Genomic DNA, 21,271 nt, shown 5'->3' with positions numbered 1-21,271 from the left:
GACTTTCCGGACACCCCCTAGGTGTATTGATCACGAGCGTTGTTGACACGGCTGTGGTCTTGAACATGGCGAAGACCTCCGGTGTGGTGGGAGCTGTCTAGGAACTCACCGCACGGAGGTCTTCGTGCCCCACCGTAATGCCCGGCTGACCGTCTTCGGTAGGAGGCTGCTGGTCGAACGTGTCCGCTCAGGCCGTCCGGTCGCTCATGTGGCCGCCGAGATGGGTATCTCCCGCGCCACCGCCCATAAATGGATCCGCCGGTGGCGGACCGAGGGCGAGGCGGGACTGCAGGACCGCTCCAGCCGGCCTCACACGACACCGCACCGGACCGCGTCCGCGGTGGAAGACCGCGTCTGCGACCTGCGGCAGAGCCGCAAGCTGGGCCCGGCCCGGATCGGCCCGATCGTGGGCCTTCCCACCTCGACCGTGCACCGGATCCTGACCCGCCACCGCCTCAACCGGCTGGCCTGGATCGACCGGCCGACCGGCACCGTCATCCGCCGTTACGAGCGTGACCGGCCGGGCGAGCTGATCCACGTGGACGTGAAGAAGCTGGGCCGGATCCCCGACGGCGGCGGCCACAAGACCAACGGCCGCGAGGCCGGCCGCCCGATCCGCGGCATGGGCTTCGACTACGTCCACTCCGCCGTCGACGACCACTCCCGCCTGGCCTACAGCGAGATCCACCCCGACGAGAAAGCCGCGACCTGCGCGGGCTTCCTGACCCGCGCGGCCGCCTTCTTCCACGCCCAGGGCATCGACCGGATCGAGCGGGTCCTGACCGACAACGCCTGGGCCTACCGCAAGGGCCTGGCCTGGAAAAAGGTGCTCACCGAGATCGGTGCGGCCGGCAAGCTGACTCGCCCCTACCGGCCGCAGACCAACGGCAAGGTCGAACGCTTCAACCGCACCCTGCTCGACGAATGGGCCTACCAGCGGCCCTACACCACCAACACCGAACGCACCGACGCCCTGGCAGACTTCCTCCACACCGACAACCACCACCGCTGCCACACCGCACTCGGAGGCCACCCACCGATCAGCCGCGTCAACAACGCTGCGGGTCAATACACCTAGGGCCTGTCGCTGGATCATGCCGAGAGGCGCAGTCAGTCTCGGCCGACCTGATCCAAACGACACCCCCTAGGGGGTGTCCGGAAAGTCGGTGGCTCGTTGGTCCGTTCGTGGTGCGTAGGCATGAACTGACCGATGAGTCGTGGGCGTTGATCGCTCCGTTGCTGGCGCCGGGTCGGATGGGCAGGCCTGGTCGGGACCGGCGGCAGGTGGTGAACGGGATCTTGTGGAAGCTGTCCACCGGGGCTGCCTGGCGTGACCTGCCCGAGCGGTACGGGCCCTGGAAGACGGTCTACGAACGGTTCCGGAACTGGTCCGCCGACGGCACGTGGGACCGTCTGCTGGCCCACGTCCAGCAGCACTCCGACGCCGTCGGGCGGGTCGACTGGACGGTTGTGTGCGTGGACTCGACCACGGTCCGGGCCCATCAGCACGCCGCCGGGGCCCGAAAAGGGGGCCCTGGGAAGGCGAGGCGCTCGGCCGGTCGCGGGGCGGCCTGACCAGCAAGATCCACCTGGCCTGCGACGGCCTGGGCCGGCCCCTGGCGTTCACGCTGACGGGCGGGAACGTGAACGACTGCACTCAGCTCGAGCCGGTCATGGACCAGATCAAGATCGCGCGTCCTGGGCCGGGCCGGCCGCGCACCCGGCCCGGCCGCGTCGTCGCGGACAAAGGCTACTCGGCCCGCAAGATCCGCGCCTACCTGCGACGACGCGGCATCGCGGCAGCGATCCCGGAACGCATCGACCAGATCAACGGACGCATCCGCCGCGGCGAGAGCCGCTGCCGCCTCGACAAAGCCGCTTACCGGCGGCGCAACGTCATCGAGCGCTGCTTCAGCCGCCTCAAGCAGAACCGGGCCCTGGCCACACGCTACGACAAACGAGCCATTCACTACCGGGCCATGGTCACCCTTGCCTGCCTCCGCCTCTGGCTCAACGACTTTCCGGACACCCCCTAGGCGCCGGCCCGGCTCACGCGCCCGTGGTGGAGCCGGGGCGGATGATCATCAGGACGGTGACCGTGGCCCACAGCAGGTTGAAGACGCCGGTGAGCATGGCGAGCCGGCCCGGGGCCACGGGGTTCGGGTCCCCGTCCAGCGCACGGTCCTGGGCGGGCAGGATCAACAGGGCCAGGAGTGCGGCGGCCGCCGCGGTCAGCGCGATCGAGGCGATCAGCCAGCCGTCGCCGAGGACACCGAGGCTGCCCGCCGTGGCGAAGCCGAAGAGCGGGACGGCGGCGCCGATGCCCGCGTAGACGCGGCAGATGCGGTGCAGGGTCCGCAGGGTCGTCCGGGCGGTGCCCTCGCCGTCGTCGGGGCCCGCGAGGGCACGGCGCAGCGTCGGGGGGAACATGCTCGCGGCGACGGCGACCGGCCCCACGGCGAGGAGTGCGGCCAGGACGTGCAGGGAGAGGAGCACCTTGGTCATGCCGGCTGCTCCCCGTCCGGACGGCGCTCGCCGGTGACCTTCGAGGAGGGGAGGCGGCCGGCCCGCGAGGTGCCCCGGAGGGTGTCGCCGTCGACCGTGACGTCGAACGCCAGGTTCAGCCGCAGGGGCTGGGTGACGGCCTGCTTCCAGGTGAGCCGGTCGCCGTCGAGCGTGACGTCACGGAGCGGCACTTCCTCGCCGGCTCCCCGGGCGACGCCGGTCAGGAGTCCGTCCCGCTCGTGGAGGTCCACCACGGCCTTGATCCGGCCGACGGGTGTGGAGACGGACAGATGCCAGGTGCCTGCTACGGACATGCTGATGTTCCTTCTGATGGTGCGGGGAGGGCGAAGCTCAGAGCGCGGCGGGGGTCGGCCCCTTGGCCCGCCAGACGGTGCCGCGCCGCTCGTGGGCGAAGAGTTCCTCGACGGCGTGCGCGATGCGGGGGCCCACCTCGCGCTCCAGCAGGTACAGGCTCAGGTCGAGCCCGGAGGTGACCCCGGCGCCGGTGATCAGGTCGCCGTCGTCCACGACGCGGGCGCGGACCATGTGGGCGCCGGTGGCGTCCAGCAGGTCGAGGCCCAGGTGGTGGGTGGTCGCGTGCCGCCCCTCCAGCAGGCCCGCCATGGCCAGGACCAGCGAGCCGCCGCAGACGGTGGCCACGGTGATGCCCGGATCGTCCATCGCGCGCCCGAGGAGCGCGGGGAGCCCGGTGGTCAGCGTGCGGGCCAGCAGTACGGCGCTCAGTTCGTCCCGCTCCGGTTCACCGGCGGCCCTCTCCTCGGCCGACTCCTCGTCCGGCACCTCGCCGGGTTCGCCCACGCGCCCGGAGGCGCCGGGTACCAGGAGCAGGTCCGCGCGTTCGAGGTCGACGGCTCCGGTGGCGCGCAGGGTCAGCCCTCCGGTGCCGCTGACCACCTCGCGGGGACCCTCGGCGGAGACCAGCTCGACGGTCACCGCGCCGTCCGACGCCGTGCCGCCGGCGTACAGCACCTCGTAGGGGGCGATGACGTCGAGCGGATCGAAGCCGTCGAACAGGACGATCTGGGCGTGCATGGGGGGTCCCCTCGGGTCGTTCTCCTTCGGACACCCGAAGTCAACCGGTCGCCGCCGTGATCGCCCAGTGGCACTAATGACAAGGTTCGACGGGAAAACGCCAAAGGCTTTCGGCGGGCTCCTCAGGGCGCTGAACATGGGTTGTCCGAGAAGGCAGCGACACCGTCCAGGCTGCGGAGAGGTACGTTCTTGCCATGCACACCGTCGCCGTCCTGGCCCTGGACCGGGTGATCCCGTTCGACCTGTCGACGCCGATCGAGGTGTTCTCCCGGTCCCGTCTGCCGGACGGGCGGCCCGGCTACCAGGTCCGGGTGTGCGCCGAGCGCGAGGAGATCGACGCCGGGGCCTTCGCCGTACGCGCCCCCTGGGGGCTGGCGGGTCTCGACGGCGCGGACACGATCATCGTGCCGGGTGTCGCGGAACCCACCGCCCCGCTCTCCCCCGCCGTACGGGACGCGCTGCGCGCGGCCGCCGCCGACGGCACGCGGATCGCCTCCGTCTGCGTGGGCACCTTCCCCCTGGCCGCCACCGGTCTGCTGGACGGCCTGCGCGCCACGACCCACTGGCGTGCGGCCGCCCTCCTGGCCGCCACCTACCCGGCCGTCGACGTCGACCCGGACGTCCTCTATGTCGACAACGGGCAGTTCCTCACCTCGGCGGGCGCGGCCGCCGGCCTGGACCTGTGCCTGCACATGATCCGCCGTGACTACGGCTCGGCCGTCGCCGCCGACGCGGCCCGCCTGTCGGTGATGCCGCTGGAACGCGAGGGCGGCCAGGCCCAGTTCATCGTCCACGACCACGTTCCCACCCCGCAGGGCTCCGAGTGGGAGACGCTGCTCGCCTGGCTGCGGGAGAACCTGGCCCGCGACCTCACCCTCGCCGACATCGCGGAGCGCGCGGGGACCAGCACGCGCACCCTGATCCGGCGCTTCCGCGACCAGACCGGCACCACCCCGCTGCAATGGCTGCACCGCGCCCGCGTCCGCCAGGCGCAGCACCTGCTGGAGACCACGGCCCACTCCGTCGAACGCATCGGCCATCAGGTCGGCTTCGCCTCCCCCACCACCTTCCGCGACCGTTTCAAGCGCACCACCGGCGTCAGCCCCCAGACCTACCGGCGCACGTTCGCGTGAGCGGCAAGGGGCGCCCTCCGGGGGGCCTGGCTCCCCGGAGGGCGCACCTTGCGGAAGGCGTCAGCGCGCGTCGGTGAAGGTCTCGCCCTTCTCCGCCTTCTCCACCAGCAGCGCCGGAGGCGTGAACCGCTCCCCGTACCGCTCGGCCAGCTCGCGCGAACGGGCCACGAAGCCGGGCAGGCCGCCCTCGTAGCCGTTGATGTACTGGAGGACGCCGCCGGTCCAGCCGGGGAAGCCGATGCCGAGGATGGAGCCGATGTTGGCGTCGGCGACGGAGGTGAGGACGCCCTCCTCCAACAGCCGTACGGTGTCCAGGGCTTCGGCGAAGAGCATGCGCTCCTGCATGTCCTCGAACGGGATCTCGTACCCCGGCTTGGTGAAGTGCTCGCGCAGGCCCGGCCAGAGGGCGGCGCGCTTGCCGTCCTCGTAGTCGTAGAAGCCGGCGCCGCCGCTGCGGCCGGGGCGGCCGAACTCGTCGACCAGGCGGTCCACCACCTCGTCGGCGGGGTGCGGGGTCCAGGTGCCGCCCGCCTCCTCCACGGCACGGCGGGTCTCGGCGCGGATCTTGCGCGGGAGGGTGAGGGTCAGCTCGTCCATCAGGGAGAGGACCTTGGCCGGGTAGCCCGCCTGGGCCGCCGCCTGCTCCACCGACGCGGGCTCCAGCCCCTCGCCGACCATGGCGACGCCCTCGTTGATGAAGTGGCCGATCACCCGCGAGGTGAAGAAGCCGCGCGAGTCGTTGACCACGATCGGCGTCTTGTTGATCTGCCGGACCAGGTCGAAGGCGCGGGCCAGCGCCTCGTCCCCGGTGCGCTCGCCCTTGATGATCTCGACCAGCGGCATCTTGTCGACCGGCGAGAAGAAGTGCAGCCCGATGAAGTCGCCCTGGCGCTCGACGCCCTCGGCCAGCGCGGTGATGGGCAGCGTGGAGGTGTTGGAGCAGAGCAGCGCGTCGGGTTCGACGACGGACTGGATCTCCTGGAACACCTTGTGCTTGAGCGCGGTGTCCTCGAAGACCGCCTCGATCACCGCGTCGCAGCCCGCGAGGTCGGCCGCGTCGGCGGCCGGGGTGATCCGGGCCAGCAGGGCGTCGGCCTTCTCCTGGCTGGTGCGGCCCTTGGCGACGGCCTTGGCGCACAACTGCTCGGAGTAGCCCTTGCCCTTGGCCGCCGCCTCCAGCGAGACGTCCTTGAGGACGACCTCGATGCCCGCGCGGGCGCAGGAGTAGGCGATCCCGGCGCCCATCATGCCCGCGCCGAGCACGGCCACCTTGCGGACCTTGCGCGGCTCGACGCCCCCCGGGCGGCTGACGCCGGAGTTGACGGCCTGGAGGTCGAAGAAGAACGCCTGGATCATGTTCTTCGCGGTCTGCCCGGCGGCCAGCTCCACGAAGTACCGCGCCTCGATGACCTGCGCGGTCTCGAAGTCGACCTGGGCGCCCTCGACGGCGGCGGCGAGGATGTTGCGCGGCGCGGGGTAGGGCGCGCCGCCTGTCTGCTTGCGCAGCGAGGCCGGGAAGGCGGGCAGGTTGGCGGCGAACTTCGGGGTGGCCGGGGTGCCGCCGGGGATCTTGTAGCCGGGCTTGTCCCAGGGCTGCTGGGACTCGGGGTGGGCGTCGATGAAGTCGCGGGCCCGCGCGGTCAGTTCCTCCGGCGTCCGGACCACCTCGTGCACGAGCCCGTTGTCCAGGGCGCGGCGCGGGTTGTACTGGGTGCCCTGGAGCAGCACCTTCAGCAGCGCGTCGGTGATGCCGAGCAGCCGGACGGTACGGGCGACGCCGCCACCGCCGGGGAGCAGGCCGAGGGTGACCTCGGGGCAGCCGATCTTGGAGCCGGGGGCGTCGAGGGCGATCCGGTGGTGGCAGGCGAGGGCGATCTCGAAGCCGCCGCCGAGGGCCGCGCCGTTGATGGCGGCGACCACGGGTACGCCGAGGGTCTCGATGCGGCGCAGGTTCCGCTTGATGGCGAGGCCGCCGTCGAAGAGGTCCTGGGCGGTGTCGGGGGTGACCCGGATCAGGTCGCGCAGGTCGCCGCCCGCGAAGAAGGTCTTCTTCGCGGAGGTGAGGATGATGCCCCGGATCGAGTCCTTCTCGGCCTCCAGCCGGTCGGTGATCACGGCGAGGGACTCGCGGAACGCCTGGTTCATGGTGTTCGCGGACTGGCCGGGGTCGTCGAGGACGAGGGTGACGACACCGGTGTCGTCCTGTTCCCAGCGGATGGTGGTGCTCTCGGTCATGACAGTCGTCTCCGTAGAAGTCGCTTGTTTCCGCTGGGAGTTCAGACGCGTTCGATGATCGTGGCGATGCCCATGCCGCCGCCGACGCACAGGGTGGCCAGGCCGTACCGCTTGTCCTGGCGCTCCAGTTCGTCCACGAGGGTGCCGAGGATCATCGCGCCGGTGGCGCCGAGGGGGTGGCCGAGCGCGATGGCGCCGCCGTTGACGTTGACCTTGTCCAGGGACAGGCCCATGTCCTTGACGAAGCGCAGGACGACGGCGGCGAACGCCTCGTTGATCTCGACCAGGTCGATGTCGTCGATGGTCAGCCCGGCCTTGGCGAGCGCCTTGCGGGTGGCCGGGGCCGGGCCGGTGAGCATGATGGTGGGCTCGGAGCCGGAGACGGCGGCGGAGACGATCCGGGCGCGGGGGGTGAGCCCGTACCGCTCCCCCACCTCGCGGGAGCCGATGGCGACCAGGGAGGCGCCGTCGACGATGCCGGAGGAGTTGCCCGCGTGGTGGACGTGGTCGATCTTCTCCACCCAGTGGTACTTCTGCAGCGCGACCGCGTCGAACCCGCCCAGCTCGCCGATGTCGGCGAAGGACGGCTTCAGACCCGCGAGGGAGTCGGCGGTGGTGCCGGGGCGGGGGTGCTCGTCGTGGTCGAGGACGGTCAGGCCCGCGCGGTCCCTGACCGGGACGACCGAGCGCGCGAAGCGGCCCTCCTTCCAGGCATGGGCGGCGCGCTCCTGGGACAGGGCCGCGTACTCGTCGACGTCCCGGCGGCTGAAGCCCTCGATGGTCGCGATGAGGTCGGCGCCGATGCCCTGCGGGACGAAGTTGGTGGCGAGGTTGGTCATCGGGTCGTTGAACCAGGCGCCGCCGTCCGAGGCCATCGGCACCCGGGACATCGACTCGACACCGCCCGCCAGCACCAGGTCCTCCCAGCCGGAACGGACCTTGGCGGCGGCGGTGTTGACGGCCTCCAGACCCGAGGCGCAGAAGCGGTTCTCCTGTACGCCCGCCACGGTGTCCGGCAGCCCGGCGGCGACGGCGGCGATACGGGCGATGTCGGAGCCCTGGTCGCCGACCGGGCCGACGACGCCGAGCACGATGTCGTCGATGGCGGCCGGGTCCAGACCGGGGAAGCGGGCGCGGATCTCGTGGATCAGGCCGACGACCAGGTCGACCGGCTTGGTGCCGTGCAGCCCGCCGTTGGCCTTGCCTCGGCCGCGCGGGGTGCGGATCGCGTCGTACACAAACGCTTCGGTGGTCACTGGTGTGCCTTTCGGGAGGGTGTCAGGCGGTGGCTTCGGGGAGGTCCCAGTCGCGGGCCACGTCCTGGGCGCCGGTGCCGGGCAGGGCGGGGCCGGTGCGGACGCGGGTGGGGGTGGCGGAGAAACGCGGGGCGGGGGCGGGCTGCACCAGCCCGTCGTGCTCGGTGAAGGTGGCGCGGGCGGCCAGGTGGGGATGGTGTGGGGCCTCGCGCAGGCTCAGTACGGGGGCCACGCAGGCGTCGGTGCCCTCGAAGCGGGCGGTCCAGTCGTCGCGCGTACCGGACTTGAAGCGGGCGGCGATCCGTTCGCGCAGCTCGGGCCAGCGGGCCGGGTCGTGGTGGGCGCCGGCCAGGCCGTCGAGGCCGAGGAGGCGGAGGAACTCGGCGTAGAACCGGGGTTCCAGGGCGCCGACCGCCATGTACTCGCCGTCGGCGGTCTCGTAGGTGCCGTAGTAGGGGCAACCGCCGTCCAGGAGGTTGGCGGCGCGGCGGTCCTGCCAGGCGCCGGCGGCGAGCATGCCGTGGATCATGGCGGAGAGGTGGGCGGTGCCGTCCACGATGGCGGCGTCCACCACCTGGCCGGTGCCGGTGGCGCGGGCGTGGTGCAGGGCGGCGAGGACGCCGACGACGAGATAGAGGGAGCCGCCCGCGTAGTCCCCGAGGAGGTTGGCGGGCAGGGCCGGGGGTTCGCCGGGGCGGCCGATCATGCCGAGGGTGCCGGTGACGGCGATGTAGGAGGCGTCGTGCCCGGCGCGGTCGGCGAGCGGTCCATCCTGGCCCCAGCCGGTCATCCGGCCATACACCAGGCGGGGGTTGCGGGCGTGGCAGTCGGCGGGGCCGACGCCGAGGCGCTCGGCGACACCGGGGCGGTAGCCCTCGATCAGGACGTCGGCGCGCTCGGCGAGGTCGAGCACCCGGGCGGGGCCGTCGGAGGCCTTGAGGTCGACGACGACGGAGCGCTTGTTGCGGTTGGTGACGTCCCGCGCGGGGTCGATGCCGAGGCCGGGGCCGTCGGGGCGGTCCACCCGGACCACGTCGGCGCCCAGGTCGGCCAGGAGCATCGCGGCGAAGGGGCCGGGGCCGATCCCGGCCAGCTCGACCACCCGCACCCCGCTGAGCGGGCCCTGCCCCGGCGTCGTTGCCGTCGTCATGCCGTCATGCCCCCAAGCGCGTATGACACAAACGATGTAACACCGGTGATGCTAGGAACACCGGGCACCCGGCACAAGACCTGAACGAGCGGGCGCTTAGCGAAGTGCCCCGGTGCGCCCCGATTCCCCGGGCACACCGCACGGGGCGCCTGCCGGGCCCCGCACCGTTCACGCTAGCCTCGGCCCCCGACAGTCGCGCGGGCTGCACGGCAAGGAGTGTCATGAGCAGGCTGAAATCGACGGACCGTCCCTCCGACACGGACCGCCCCTACGACATCGTGCTGTTCGGCGCCACCGGCTTCGTCGGCACGCTGACGGCGGAGTATCTCGCCGCGCACGCGCCCGAGGGCCTGCGCTGGGCCGTCGCTGGCCGGGACACCGGCAGGCTGGAGGCGCTGCGCGAGCGACTGCCCGGCGGCTCGGCCATCGGAGTGCTCCGCGCCGACGTGAGCGAGCCCGCCACCCTGCGGGCGCTCGCGGAACAGTCCCGCGTGGTGGCCTCGACCGTCGGCCCGTACATCACCTACGGCGAGGAACTGGTCGCCGCCTGCGCCGACAGCGGCACGGACTACCTCGACCTCACCGGCGAGCCCGAGTTCGTGGACCTGATGTTCATCCGCCACGACGCCCGCGCCCGCGAGACCGGGGCCCGGCTGGTGCACGCCTGCGGCTTCGACTCCGTACCGCACGACCTCGGCGCCTACTTCACGGTGCGGCAGCTTCCCGAGGGGGTGCCGCTGCGGGTGGACGGGTTCGTCACGGCGAACGCCACCTTCTCCGGGGGCACGCTCGCCTCGGCGCTGAACCAGTTCGCGCGGGCCGGGAGCATGTGGGCGGCGGCCCGCGACCGGGCCCGGCACGAACCGCGCCTGATGGACCGCCGGGTCTCCGCCCCGACGGGCGCGCCCCGGTTCGCCGGGGAGGTCGGCGCCTGGGCGCTGCCGCTGCCCACCATCGACCCGCAGATCGTGTACCGCTCCGCCAAGTCCCTGGACCGCTACGGCCCCGACTTCCGCTACCGGCACTACGCGGCGGTCGAGCACCTCCCGGTCGCGGCGGCGGGGCTCGCGGGCGTGGGCGTCCTCGCGGTGGCGGCCCAGCTCACCCCCGTCCGCTCCTGGCTCTCCGGCCGGCTCCAGCCCGGCGAGGGCCCGGACGCCGAGAAGCGCGCCCGGAGCTGGTTCCGCGTCCGCTTCGTCGGCGAGGGCGGCGGCCGGCGCGTGTTCACCGAGGTCACGGGCGGCGACCCGGGCTACGGGGAGACGGCGAAGATGTTCGCGGAGGCGGCCCTGTCCCTGGCGACGGACGACCTCCCGGGCCGCTCCGGCCAGCTCACCCCGGCCACCGCGATGGGCGACGCGCTGCTGGAGCGGCTGCGCGCGGCCGGGATCGGGTTCCGGGTGGTGGCCGAGCGGAGCGTCTGAGCGAAAACCGGTTCCTGGGGCGCCGCCGGGCCTGGCACAGTGGCGCCCCATGACGGACTCCGCGCCCCTGGCAGCCTCGGACATCCCGCTCATGCAGGGCCTGGCGCAGCGCGTCACCGCCCTCCGCCCGGACCTGATCGGCGCGGGCGCCTCGTACGGCGAACTGGCCTGGGTGTACGGCAAGGGCCACGCCGACCAGGGCTCCACCTGGCGCCGCCGACTGTGGCTCTCCGGTGGCGAGCTGGCGGCGTGGGCCTGGGCCTTCCTCCCCCACCGGGTCCGGCGCGACGACGGGTCGGTCACCGATGTCACCGGCGCCTCGCTGAGCCACCAGGTCCATCCCGATCACGCGGGGCTGGTCGACGAGGTGATCGACTGGTACGACACGGTGGCGGCCGCCCTGGAGCGCACCGCCCTGCCGACGACCGCCGACGAGTTCGGCCTGACCCGCTGGGCGGCCCACGGCTACCTGCCCGACGCCCAGGCGCTCGCCGACGACGGCGACTGGACCCAGCTCAACCAGCGGGACCTCACCGATCTGGAGCAGCCCGTCCTGCCGCCCGGCTTCCGCTTCCGCACCGCCGAAGAGGCGGGGCCCCGGGCCGCAGTGCGGGCCCACCTGGATGCCTGGTCCCCCTCGGCCTACACGGCCCAGAGCTACGAGGGCGTCCGGCGGACGGCGGCCTACCGGGCCGACCTGCACGTTCTGGTGGAGGCCCTCGACGGCACCATGGCCGCCTCCACGATCATGTGGCTCGACCACATGAACCAGACCGTCGAGTTCGAACCGGTGGGCACCCACCCCGCCCACCGCCGCCTCGGCCTGGCCCACGCGATGATGCTCCACGGAATGCACCTGGCCCGAGCGGCCGGAGCCACCCATGCGACGGTCGTCTGCCTCGGCGCCCCGAGCCACGCGGGCTCTACTACGGGCTGGGGTTCCGCGAGCTGTCCCGCGACGCCCCGCTGATCAAGCCGGCGGGCTGAGATCCCGCAGCGCCCTTCGGCACAACGCGTCCGCCCTGCGCGTCGTCTCCGGGAGGCGGTACTTCGGGGTGAGGGCGAGAGTGTGGGCGACGGCGGTCTCCAGCGAGACCCTGTGTCCGACCGACACATAGACCGGCTTGACCTCACTGCGCGTACGCAGGGCCGCGCCCACCTCCTCCTCGTCCTCCGCGAGCAGCGGAGCCGTGCTCCCCCGCGCCGGGGCGAGGGCGGGGTGGGTGAAGGTGAACGGGTTCTTCGCCACCCCGATCGTGGGCAGCCCGGTCAGGACGCCGAGGTGGGCGGCGAGGCCGAGGCGGCGGGGATGGGCGAGGCCGTAGCCGTCGCAGACGACCAGGCCGGGCGGGCAGGGCAGCGCGTCCAGGGCCGCCCGTACGGCCGGCAGCTCACGGAAGGCGAGCAGACCGGGGACGTAGGGGAAGGCGACCCGGCCCACGGCGGTCGCCTCGGCGACGACGGCGAGGGTGGCCGCGTCCAGGACCACGGCCGCCGCCGCGACCAGATCGCGTGCGTCGTCGTAGGCCACGTCCACGCCGGTGACATGGCCGGTGCCGGGCGGCGGACCGGGCTCGTCGAGGACGACACGGCCGCGCAGGGCGTCCTGGACGGCGCGGGCCTCCGCCTCGGTGGCGGGCCAGTCGGCGGGAACCTCTGCGGTGATCATGGTGGCCCCGACGATACCGAGCGCCGGGGTAGGCTCGCGATCATGTTCGTACTGGAGCTGACGTACACCGCCCCGCTCGACGCCGTCGACGCCGCCCTGAGCGCTCATGTGGCCTGGCTGGACGAGCAGTACGACAAGGGGCTGTTCCTCGCCTCCGGCCGCAAGAACCCCCGCGACGGCGGGGTGATCCTGGCCGCCGCGGACAGCCGGGCGGAGATCGAGGCGGTCGTCGCGGCGGACCCGTTCGTCACCGCCGGGGTGTGCGAGTACCGCGTCACCGAGTTCACCGCCACCAAGACGGCGCCCGAGCTGGCGCGGTACCGGCAGAACGCGGGCTGACCCCGCTCCCGCTCACTTCTTCTCGTCCAGCGCGCGCCGGAGCTGCTCCTTGTTCATGTCGGAGCGGCCGTGGATGCCGCGCTGCTTCGCCTCGTTGTAGAGCTGGTCGTACGTCGGGCCCTGCGGGCCCTTGCCGGAGCGCAGGCCACCGCGCCGGCCGGAGGAGATGTCCTCGGTCGAGGAACGGCTCGCGGTCCTGGACTCACCGGCGCGGGCGCGCTCCTTGTTGACCGTGCGCGCGGCGATCTCCTCGGCGCGGTCCTCGCTCGCCCCCTGGTCCAGCTCGCTCTCCTTGATGTGCTCGTACTGCCGCTCACGCTTGGGGCTGGAACCGGCTGGCATGGTCGCTCCCTTCGTCGCCCTGCGGCCCTCGCGGGCTGTCCGGTAGGGACGCGAGTACCCGGATTCGGACCCGTTTCGCACCCCCGGACCGTGACCGAGGTCACTCCGGCCGGGTGTGCACGGAACGAGGGCTTCCGACGTCTCTCCCGGTGTCGGGCCGCCACCCGCCGAGGAGCAGTGTCCAGCCGTCCGAGGGAGCACAGGCTTTGTCCACCGTGATCGAGGCAATCGTGGAGGCGCGTCTGGTCGCCGCCGCGCCCCGCATGCCGAGCATTCCCGCCGCCCTGCACTACGACCGGCGCGACCCCTACGCCGTCCGGATGACCTTCCCCGCCCCGGCCACCCTGGCGGGCGTGGAGGTGTGCTGGACCTTCTCCCGCGAGCTGCTGTCCGCCGGGCTGCACGAGCCGCAGGGCGAGGGGGACGTACGGGTGCGGCCCTACGGTTACGACCGGACCGTGCTGGAGTTCCACGCGCCGGAGGGCACCGCCGTGGTGCATGTGCGCTCCGGAGAGATCCGGCGCTTTCTGCGGGCGGCCGGGGAGCTGGTGCCGGTGGGTCTGGAGCATCTGCAGCTCGACCTGGACCGGGGGCTGGCCGAGCTGATGCGGGACTCGGGCTGACCGGTCCCGCGTTAATCGCGTTGACAGGCTTCACAGCCGTTCGTAGCGTGTACGGCGGTTCTGTTGCCGTCGATAGGAGAAGGACGTTGCTCGTCTGAGGTCATGAGACATCGCGTTCACACCGGTGAGGTGTGCGTGGCGTTCGACCTCGGCGTACGAGCCGTCCCTCTGGCACAGGCCCTTCTTCTCGGCCTCCGGGCCCAGTTTTCCCGGCCCCCCCGTGCCTGAAGGCTTCCGGTTTCCGCCCCGCGGTGTCTCGTCAGCTCCCCCGACCAGACCGCACCCGGCACCCGTGAGGCCCGTATGTCATCACCCGCGTCTTCCCTCTCCGCCACCTCCCTGACCTTCGCCTGGCCGGACGGCACCCCCGTCCTGGACGGCCTCGACATCTCCTTCGGCCCCGGCCGCACGGGGCTGGTCGGCGCCAACGGTTCGGGCAAGTCCACCCTGCTGAAACTGCTCTCCGGCGCGCTCGTCCCCACCGGCGGCACGGTCAGGGTGTCCGGCGAGGTCGGCCTGCTCCCGCAGAACGTCACCCTGGACACCGCCCTCCGCGTCGACGATGCCCTGGGCATCGCCGCCAAGCGGGCCGCGCTGCACGCCATCGAGGCGGGCGACGCGGCCGAGGAGCACTTCGAGACCCTCGACGAGGACTGGGACGTGGAGGAGCGCGCCCTGGTCACCCTCGGCGAACTCGGCCTCGGCCACATCGGCCTGGACCGCACGGTCGGCGAGGTCTCCGGCGGCGAGTCGGTACTGCTCCGGCTGGCCGCGCTGCTGCTGCGCCGCCCCGACGTCCTGCTGCTGGACGAACCCACCAACAACCTCGACCTGTACGCCCGCCGCCGGCTGCACGCGGCCGTGGCCTCCTGGCCCGGCGTCCTCGTCGTGGTCAGCCACGACCGCGAACTGCTGGACCTGGTCGACCAGATCGCCGACCTCCGGGCCGGCGAGGTCGCCTGGTACGGCGGCAACTACTCCGCCTACGAGGAGGCCCTCGCCGTCGAGCAGGAAGCGGCCGAACGGACGGTGCGCGCCGCGGAGGCCGACGTCCGCAAGCAGCGCCGCGAACTCACCGACGCCCACATGAAGCTGGCCCGCCGCAAGCGGTACGGGCAGAAGATGTCCGACTCCAAGCGCGAGCCGAAGATCGTGATGGGCGCCCGCAAACGCGCCGCCCAGGAGTCCGCCGGCAAGCACCGCATCATGCACGAGGAGCGCCTCGCGGAGGCCCGGGAGCGGCTGGACGAGGCGGTGGAGGCGGTCCGGGACGACGACGAGATCCGCGTCGACCTGCCGTACACCGCGGTGCCGCCCGGCCGGCAGGTGCTCACGCTGGAGAAGCTGAAGACGGTCCACGGTCCGGGCGTGCCGGGCCTGTTGGATCTGCGGGGCCCGGAGCGGATCGCGCTCGTCGGGCGCAACGGGGCCGGGAAGACGACCCTGTTGCGGACGATCGCCGGGGAGCTGCCCCCGGTGGCCGGGCTGGCCGAGGCCCATGTGCCGCTGCGCTTCCTGCCCCAGCGGCTGGACGTGCTGGACGACGGGGCGACGGTCGCGGAGAACGTGGCCCGGTTCGCGCCGGGCGCCACCCCCAACCGGGTCCGCGCCCGGCTCGCCCGCTTCCTGTTCCGGGGCAAACGGGCCGATCAGCTGGCCGGCACCCTCTCCGGCGGCGAACGCTTCCGGGCCGCGCTCGCCGCGCTGCTGCTGGCCGAACCCGCCCCGCAACTGCTGCTGCTGGACGAGCCGACCAACAACCTGGACATGGCGAGCGTGCGCCAGCTGACCTCGGCGCTGGAGTCGTACGAGGGTGCGCTGATCGTCGCCGGGCACGATCTGCCGTTCCTGGACTCGATCGGCATCACCCGCTGGCTGCTGGTGGCCGACGGGGAGTTGCGGGACGCCGCGCGGGAGGAGATCGGCTGACCGGCGGCGGTCCTTACGCCCGCCTTAACCTACGGCTTCGTAACCTACGGACACGTAGGCTACGAAGCCGTAGGTTCGTGACGCCGTCCTTCTGGGTGGCTATGTCGACGAATCTCCCTTTTCTGCTCGGCCGTTTTTTGGAGTACCCCCGTGACGATCACCTCCCCTCACCTCGGCAGCCCGTCCGCCTGGACCGACGCGCGGCTGCTGTTCGCGCTGGAAGAGGTGGTCGAGACCGAGCTGAACCGGCACCTGAAGGTCGCCAAGGACTGGATGCCGCACGAGTACGTGCCGTGGAGCGACGGGCGCAACTTCCCGGGCCTCTTCGAGGACGGCGAGGCGTGGGGCAAGGAGCAGTCCAAGGTCACCGACATCGGCCGGGTCGCGCTGGTCGTCAACCTGCTGACCGAGGACAACCTGCCGAGCTACCACCACGAGATCGCCTCGCTGTTCGGCCGGGACGGCGCCTGGGGCACCTGGGTGCACCGCTGGACCGCCGAGGAGGGCCGGCACGGCATCGTGATGCGCGACTACCTGCTCGCCTCGCGCGCGGTCGACCCGGACGCGCTGGAGCGGTTCCGGATGTCGCACATGAGCGAGGGCTTCGAGTCCGACAACCGGCACTCGATGCTGCACTCGGTCGCCTACGTCGCCTTCCAGGAGCTGGCCACCCGGATCTCGCACCGCAACACCGGCCACCAGTCCGGCGATCCGGTCTGCGACCGCATGCTGGCCCGCATCGCCACCGACGAGAACCTGCACATGGTCTTCTACCGGAACCTGCTGAAGGCAGCGTTCGAGCTGGCGCCCGACCTGACCATGCAGGCGGTCCGTGACGTCGTGGTCGACTTCCGCATGCCGGGCCACGGCATCCCCGGCTTCGAGCGCGCTGCCGCGCAGATGGCCATAGGAGAGGTCTACAACCTCCGTATCCACCACGACGACGTGCTCCAGCCGGTCCTGCGCTTCCTGAAGATCATGGAGATCGACGGCCTCGGCCCGGAGGGCCTGAAGGCCCAGGAGGAGCTGGGCGTGTACATGGGCGGACTGGACTCGGAGGCCGCCAAGTTCGACGAGCGCCTCGCGGCCCGCAAGGCGCGCATGGCGGCGCGGGCGGCCGGCTGAGGCCGGCCCTGAAACCCGTACGGCCCGTGCTTCAGCGGGCCGTACGGCGCAGGGCGAGCCGTTCGCGTTCGGAGAGGCCGCCCCAGACGCCGAAGCGCTCGTCGTGGGCGAGGGCGTAGTCGAGGCAGGCGGGGCGGATCTCGCACAGGGCGCAGATCCGTTTGGCCTCGCGCACCGAACTGCCGGGCTCGGGGAAGAAGAAGTCCGCCCCGGTCTGCGCGCACAGGGCCTGGCCCTGCCAGGCCGGATCGGCCGGTGTGATCGTCTCGATGTGCATGGCGAGGATCGTGCCGGGTGCCGAAAAACGTTTGATCAACGCCGTGTCGACAAGCGCCGTGTGGGCCGTCCCGATGATCCTCCGGGCGGACACGCCCGCGCACGGCGGCGCGCGGGGCGATCCTCCCCGGCCGGTGGAAGACTCGTCGGGGCCAAGGACGGCACGGTCCCCGAGGAGGGCACGCATGCTCACCACCCGTTTCCCCGACGGCGCTCCCAACTGGATCGACCTCGGTTCCCCCGATCTGCCCGCGAGCCTCGCCTTCTACGGCGGCCTCTTCGGCTGGGAGCCCGCGCCCGCGGGCCCGGAGACGGGCGGTTACGTCCTCCTCCAGCGCGACGGCAGGACGGTCGCCGGGGCGATGGCGCTGGACCCGGAGCGTGGCCGGGCGGGCTGGACGGTGTACTTCCGCTGCGCGGACGCGCTGGGCACCGCCGAGGCCGCCGGGGTGGCGCACGGCACGGTGGTGTTCTGGCCGACGGAGCTGCTGGGACTCGGCCGGGTGGCGGGCCTGAAGGACCGCGCGGGTGCCGCGTTCCGCGTCTGGCAGCCGGACCCGGTGGAGGGCCTGGACGTGGCGACCGAGCCGGGCGCCCTCTGCTGGGTCGAGCTGCACACCCCGGACGTGGCGGCGGCCGCGGCCTTCTATCACCGGGTGCTCGGCGTGGAGACCTCCGGTGTCGAGTTCCCCGGCGGTGTCTACACCTCGCTGTACCCCGGCGGCGCCGACGAGGACGCCATGTTCGGCGGCATCGTCCCCACCTTCGAGGACCCGGCCGACACCGCCGCCTCCTGGCTCCCGTACTTCGGCGCGGACGACACCGACGCCCTGGTGGCCCGCGCTGCTGAGCTCGGCGGGTCGGTCCGCCTCCCCGCCACCAGCGTCCCCGGCGTGGGCCGGCTGGCCCGCCTCGCCGACCCGCACGGGTACGAGTTCGCGGTGATCAAGGGCGACCCGGCGCAGACCGCCTAGGCGGACGCCCGGCGGACGATCGTGGTCGGCAGGATGACCCCGCCGGCCGGGCCGCCGCCTAGGAGGAGGCGGGCCATGATGCGGCCCATCTCCTCTATGTCCTGGCGGACCGTGGTGAGCGGCGGGTCGGTCTGTTCGGCCACCGGGGCCATGTCGTCGAAGCCGATCACTGCGACGTCCTCGGGTACCCGGCGCCCCTCGGCGCGCAGCACGCGCAGCGCGCCGAGGGCGGTGAGGTCGTTGGCGGCGAAGACGGCGTCGACGTCGGGGCGGCGGGTGAGGAGTTCGCGCATGGCGTGTTCGCCGCCGCCCGGGGTGAAGTCGCTCTCCACGACCAGCTCGGGGTCGGCGTCCCCCATCACATCCCGGTAGCCGTCCAGCCGGTCGACGGCGGAGGTCTGGTCCAGGGCGCCGGTGATGTGCGCGATCCGGGTCCGGCCGAGGCCGACGAGGTGCCGTACCGCGTCGCGGGCGCCGCCCCGGTTGTCGCTGTCGACGTACACCGCGCCGCCGCTGTCCCCGTCGTCCCAGTCGGGGCGGCCGCCGAAGACCGTGCGGACGCCCGCGTCGCGGATCAGGCCGGGCAGCGGGTCGTCGAGGTGGAGGGAGAAGACCAGGGCGCCGTCGACATGGCCGCCGGCGAGGTAGCGGGCGACCCGGGCGTGGTCGTCCCGGCCCTCGGTGAGCAGCAGCACCAACTGGTTGTCGTGGGCGGTGAGTTCCTTGCTGATGCCGCGCAACTGGGCGGCGAAGAAGGGGTCGGCGAAGACGCGGGTGCCGGGTTCGGCGATGACGACCGCGACGGCGTCGTGCCGCTTGGTGACCAGGCTGCGGGCGGCCTGGTTGGGGACGTAGCCGAGTTCGTCGACCGCCTGGCGGACGCGGGTGACGAGCGAGTCGCGTACGCCGTCGCCGCCGTTGACGACCCGGGAGACGGTGGCGCGGGAGACCCCGGCCCGCGCGGCCACTGCCTCCAGCGTGGGACGCGACACTGCCTCGCTCACTCGGTGCTCCTCATCGGCGGCTGTGATCAGGATAGCCGCGGGGCCCGGCGCCGTTCGGGGCTCAGGAGGGCGCCTGGTCCCCCCGCGCCCGGCTCGGCTGCACCCGCTTGGGCTCGCCGGGCATCTTGGGGTACTCCGGCGGATACGGCAGGTCGCCCAGCCCGTGCTCGGCCTCGTCACGGCGGGCCAGGTCCAGCAGGCCGTCGAGGGAGTAGCGGTGGTCGTCCATGTCGGCGTGCACGTCGCCCAGTTCGGCGAACCGGCGCGGCATGGTGACGATGTCGAAGTCGCGCGGCCGGGCGTCGGCGACCTCGTCCCAGCGCAGCGGCGCGGAGACGGTGGCGTCGGGCAGCGGGCGGACGGAGTACGCGGAGGCGATGGTGCGGTCCCGAGCGGTCTGGTTGTAGTCCAGGAAAATACGCTCGCCCCGCTCCTCCTTCCACCACTTCACCGTGACGTGCTCCGGCATCCGGCGGGCCAGTTCCCGGCCGGCGGCGATGGCCGCGCGCCGCACCTGGGTGAAGGTCCAGCGGGGTTCGATGGGCACGAAGACGTGCAGCCCGCGCCCGCCGGAGGTCTTGGGCCAGCCGCGCAGACCGCCGAACTCCTCCAGGACCGCCCGGAGTTCGAAGGCGGCGCGGACCGCGTCCTCGTAGCCGGTGCCGGGCTGCGGGTCGAGGTCGAGGCGGAGTTCGTCGGGGTGGTCGACGTCGTCGCGGCGCACCGGCCAGGGGTGGAAGGTGAGCGTGCCGTACTGGGCGGCCCACACCGCGGCCGCCTCCTCGGTGGGGCACATCTCGTCGGCGCTGCGTCCGCTGGGGAAGGTGATGTGGGCGGTGGGAATCCAGGACGGCATGTTCTTCGGGGCGCGCTTCTGGTAGAACCACTCCCCCTCCAAGCCCTCCGGGTAGCGCTGGAGGGTGGTGGGGCGGTCCCGCAGGGCGCGCAGCAGGCCGGGGCCGACCGCCGCGTAGTACTCGGCGATGTCGAGCTTGGTGTAGCCGTGCGCGGGGAAGAACACCCGCTCCGGGTGGGTCAGCCGTACGGTCCGGCCGCCCACCTGAAGTTCCACCGCATCGCCCATGCGGCCACCGTAGGCGTACCCCGGGCGGCCCGCACACCGGGCGGTGGCGGGTGGGGGCGCGCAGAATCGGCGTATGGACCTGCCGGTGATGCCGCCCGTGAAGCCGATGCTCGCCAAGGCGGTGGCGAAGATCCCGCCGGGCATGCACTACGAGGCGAAGTGGGACGGCTTCCGGGCGATCGTGTTCCGCGACGGCGACGAGGTGGAGCTGGGCAGCCGGACCGGCAAGCCGCTGACCAGGTACTTCCCCGAGCTGGTGGCGGCGCTGAAGGAGCGGCTGCCGGCCCGCTGCGTGGTGGACGGGGAGATCGTGATCGCCCGCAACGGCCATCTGGACTTCGACGCGCTGACCGAGCGCATCCATCCGGCGGACTCGCGGGTGCGCACCCTGGCCGAGCGGACCCCGGCGTCCTTCGTCGCGTTCGACCTGCTGGCGCTGGACGACCACGCCCTGCTGGACGTGCCGCTGACCGACCGGCGGGCGCTGCTGGACCGGGCGCTGGCCGGGGTGAGCCCGCCGGTGCACCTGGCGCCCGCGACGACGGACGTGGACGAGGCGCGCCGCTGGTTCGAGCAGTACGAGGGCGCCGGTCTGGACGGGGTGGTGGCCAAGCCGCTGACGGTGCCGTACCTCCAGGACGAGCGGGCCATGTTCAAGGTCAAGCACGAGCGGACGGCGGACGTGGTGGTCGCCGGGTACCGCCTGCACAAGAGCGGCCCGGTGGTGGGCTCGCTGCTGCTCGGGCTGTACGACGACGAGGGCGCGCTCCAGCACGTTGGCGTGGCCGCCGCGTTCACGATGAAGCGGCGCGCGGAGCTGGTGGAGGAACTGGCGCCGCTCAGGATGGACGACGTGAGCGGGCATCCGTGGGCGCGCTGGGCGGAGGAGGCGGCGCACGAGACGGCCCGGCTGCCGGGGGCGCCGAGCCGCTGGTCGGGCAAGAAGGACCTGTCCTGGGTGCCGCTGCGTCCGGAGAGGGTCGCGGAGGTGGCGTACGACCACATGGAGAACGGCCGCCGCTTCCGGCACACCGCCCGCTTCCGCCGCTGGCGCCCGGACCGCACCCCCGAGAGCTGTACGTTCGCCCAGCTGGAGGAGCCGGTGCGCTACGACCTGGCAGAGATCCTGGGCGGTGCCCCCGGGGCGTGA

General features: G+C 72.7%; 21 protein-coding genes and 1 pseudogene. 11 read left to right on the top strand and 11 right to left on the bottom strand.

The window, feature by feature from the left end; all coding sequences use genetic code 11:
* The first annotated feature begins 124 nt into the window (after window positions 1-124).
* On the top strand, window positions 125-1,078 hold the full coding sequence (locus D0Z67_RS24655; protein WP_131589706.1) for an IS481 family transposase: 954 nt from the start codon (window positions 125-127) through the stop codon (window positions 1,076-1,078).
* A gap of 176 nt (window positions 1,079-1,254) precedes the next feature.
* Window positions 1,255-2,036, top strand: a pseudogene (locus D0Z67_RS24650) (IS5 family transposase).
* 13 nt (window positions 2,037-2,049) lie between these two features.
* On the opposite strand, the gene D0Z67_RS24645 reads toward D0Z67_RS24650, so the two are convergent.
* Genes D0Z67_RS24645 through D0Z67_RS24635 form a run of 3 tightly spaced genes read right to left on the bottom strand, consistent with a single transcriptional unit; the run spans window position 2,050 to window position 3,558 of the window.
* Window positions 2,050-2,505, bottom strand: coding sequence for a hypothetical protein (locus D0Z67_RS24645; protein WP_031183603.1), 456 nt, complete (start codon window positions 2,503-2,505; stop codon window positions 2,050-2,052).
* Window positions 2,502-2,819: a hypothetical protein gene (locus D0Z67_RS24640; protein WP_031183602.1), complete on the bottom strand. Its 318-nt coding sequence runs from the start codon at window positions 2,817-2,819 to the stop codon at window positions 2,502-2,504. The genes D0Z67_RS24645 and D0Z67_RS24640 overlap by 4 nt, the downstream gene beginning before the upstream one ends.
* A gap of 37 nt (window positions 2,820-2,856) precedes the next feature.
* Entirely contained in the window at window positions 2,857-3,558 is a 702-nt protein-coding gene (locus D0Z67_RS24635; RefSeq protein ID WP_031183601.1) for a DJ-1/PfpI family protein, read from the bottom strand.
* Between the two features lie 194 nt (window positions 3,559-3,752).
* On the opposite strand from D0Z67_RS24635, the gene D0Z67_RS24630 reads away from it, so the two are divergent.
* Window positions 3,753-4,691: a GlxA family transcriptional regulator gene (locus D0Z67_RS24630; protein WP_031183600.1), complete on the top strand. Its 939-nt coding sequence runs from the start codon at window positions 3,753-3,755 to the stop codon at window positions 4,689-4,691.
* 60 nt (window positions 4,692-4,751) lie between these two features.
* Here the strand turns inward: D0Z67_RS24630 and D0Z67_RS24625 are convergent, their stop codons facing one another.
* Genes D0Z67_RS24625 through D0Z67_RS24615 form a run of 3 tightly spaced genes read right to left on the bottom strand, consistent with a single transcriptional unit; the run spans window position 4,752 to window position 9,332 of the window.
* Window positions 4,752-6,926: a 3-hydroxyacyl-CoA dehydrogenase NAD-binding domain-containing protein gene (locus D0Z67_RS24625; RefSeq protein ID WP_031183599.1), complete on the bottom strand. Its 2,175-nt coding sequence runs from the start codon at window positions 6,924-6,926 to the stop codon at window positions 4,752-4,754.
* Window positions 6,927-6,967: 41 nt separating this feature from the next.
* Complete coding sequence (locus D0Z67_RS24620; protein ID WP_031183598.1) at window positions 6,968-8,182, bottom strand: acetyl-CoA C-acetyltransferase; 1,215 nt, start codon at window positions 8,180-8,182, stop codon at window positions 6,968-6,970.
* Between the two features lie 22 nt (window positions 8,183-8,204).
* Entirely contained in the window at window positions 8,205-9,332 is a 1,128-nt protein-coding gene (locus D0Z67_RS24615) for a CaiB/BaiF CoA transferase family protein (RefSeq protein ID WP_031183597.1), read from the bottom strand.
* A 221-nt stretch (window positions 9,333-9,553) separates the two neighbouring features.
* Here D0Z67_RS24615 and D0Z67_RS24610 point away from each other — a divergent pair, with 221 nt between their 5' ends.
* Together D0Z67_RS24610 and D0Z67_RS24605 are read left to right on the top strand one after the other, a co-directional pair.
* Window positions 9,554-10,756 (top strand): saccharopine dehydrogenase family protein, encoded by a 1,203-nt coding sequence (locus tag D0Z67_RS24610; RefSeq protein ID WP_031183596.1) that lies wholly within the window; start codon window positions 9,554-9,556, stop codon window positions 10,754-10,756.
* Window positions 10,757-10,805: 49 nt separating this feature from the next.
* A complete protein-coding gene (locus D0Z67_RS24605; protein ID WP_234312916.1) occupies window positions 10,806-11,726 on the top strand; it encodes a GNAT family N-acetyltransferase in 921 nt (306 codons plus the stop codon).
* Here the strand turns inward: D0Z67_RS24605 and D0Z67_RS24600 are convergent, their stop codons facing one another.
* A complete protein-coding gene (locus D0Z67_RS24600; RefSeq protein ID WP_031183595.1) occupies window positions 11,727-12,425 on the bottom strand; it encodes an endonuclease V in 699 nt (232 codons plus the stop codon).
* 42 nt (window positions 12,426-12,467) lie between these two features.
* Between D0Z67_RS24600 and D0Z67_RS24595 the strand changes: the two genes are divergently transcribed.
* Window positions 12,468-12,764, top strand: a complete 297-nt coding sequence (locus tag D0Z67_RS24595; RefSeq protein ID WP_031183594.1) for a YciI family protein — start codon at window positions 12,468-12,470, stop codon at window positions 12,762-12,764.
* 12 nt (window positions 12,765-12,776) lie between these two features.
* Here D0Z67_RS24595 and D0Z67_RS24590 read toward each other — a convergent pair whose 3' ends face one another.
* The gene (locus D0Z67_RS24590) at window positions 12,777-13,106 is read right to left on the bottom strand and encodes a hypothetical protein (protein ID WP_031183593.1); all 330 of its coding nucleotides are present in this window, start codon (window positions 13,104-13,106) and stop codon (window positions 12,777-12,779) included.
* A gap of 206 nt (window positions 13,107-13,312) precedes the next feature.
* Between D0Z67_RS24590 and ssgD the strand changes: the two genes are divergently transcribed.
* The 3 genes from ssgD (at window position 13,313) to D0Z67_RS24575 (ending at window position 16,783) form a co-directional block, all read left to right on the top strand.
* A complete protein-coding gene (gene ssgD / locus D0Z67_RS24585; protein WP_031183592.1) occupies window positions 13,313-13,729 on the top strand; it encodes a spore wall synthesis regulator SsgD in 417 nt (138 codons plus the stop codon).
* Window positions 13,730-14,032: 303 nt separating this feature from the next.
* The gene (locus tag D0Z67_RS24580) at window positions 14,033-15,658 is read left to right on the top strand and encodes an ABC-F family ATP-binding cassette domain-containing protein (RefSeq protein ID WP_031183591.1); all 1,626 of its coding nucleotides are present in this window, start codon (window positions 14,033-14,035) and stop codon (window positions 15,656-15,658) included.
* Window positions 15,659-15,808: 150 nt separating this feature from the next.
* Window positions 15,809-16,783 (top strand): acyl-ACP desaturase, encoded by a 975-nt coding sequence (locus D0Z67_RS24575; RefSeq protein ID WP_031183590.1) that lies wholly within the window; start codon window positions 15,809-15,811, stop codon window positions 16,781-16,783.
* 31 nt (window positions 16,784-16,814) lie between these two features.
* Here D0Z67_RS24575 and D0Z67_RS24570 read toward each other — a convergent pair whose 3' ends face one another.
* The gene (locus D0Z67_RS24570) at window positions 16,815-17,060 is read right to left on the bottom strand and encodes a WhiB family transcriptional regulator (RefSeq protein ID WP_031183589.1); all 246 of its coding nucleotides are present in this window, start codon (window positions 17,058-17,060) and stop codon (window positions 16,815-16,817) included.
* A 184-nt stretch (window positions 17,061-17,244) separates the two neighbouring features.
* Here D0Z67_RS24570 and D0Z67_RS24565 point away from each other — a divergent pair, with 184 nt between their 5' ends.
* Complete coding sequence (locus tag D0Z67_RS24565; protein ID WP_031183588.1) at window positions 17,245-18,033, top strand: VOC family protein; 789 nt, start codon at window positions 17,245-17,247, stop codon at window positions 18,031-18,033.
* Here D0Z67_RS24565 and D0Z67_RS24560 read toward each other — a convergent pair.
* Entirely contained in the window at window positions 18,030-19,037 is a 1,008-nt protein-coding gene (locus D0Z67_RS24560) for a LacI family DNA-binding transcriptional regulator (protein ID WP_031183587.1), read from the bottom strand. The two genes, D0Z67_RS24565 and D0Z67_RS24560, sit on opposite strands and share 4 nt — an antisense overlap.
* A gap of 61 nt (window positions 19,038-19,098) precedes the next feature.
* Entirely contained in the window at window positions 19,099-20,121 is a 1,023-nt protein-coding gene (gene ligD, locus D0Z67_RS24555) for a non-homologous end-joining DNA ligase (RefSeq protein ID WP_031183586.1), read from the bottom strand.
* A gap of 73 nt (window positions 20,122-20,194) precedes the next feature.
* On the opposite strand from ligD, the gene D0Z67_RS24550 reads away from it, so the two are divergent.
* Window positions 20,195-21,271: an ATP-dependent DNA ligase gene (locus tag D0Z67_RS24550; RefSeq protein ID WP_031183585.1), complete on the top strand. Its 1,077-nt coding sequence runs from the start codon at window positions 20,195-20,197 to the stop codon at window positions 21,269-21,271.

The organism is Streptomyces seoulensis (assembly GCF_004328625.1).
Taxonomy (GTDB): domain Bacteria; phylum Actinomycetota; class Actinomycetes; order Streptomycetales; family Streptomycetaceae; genus Streptomyces; species Streptomyces seoulensis.
Note: the sequence above shows the minus strand (reverse complement) of the source record. Positions and strands in the feature narration are given on the sequence as shown.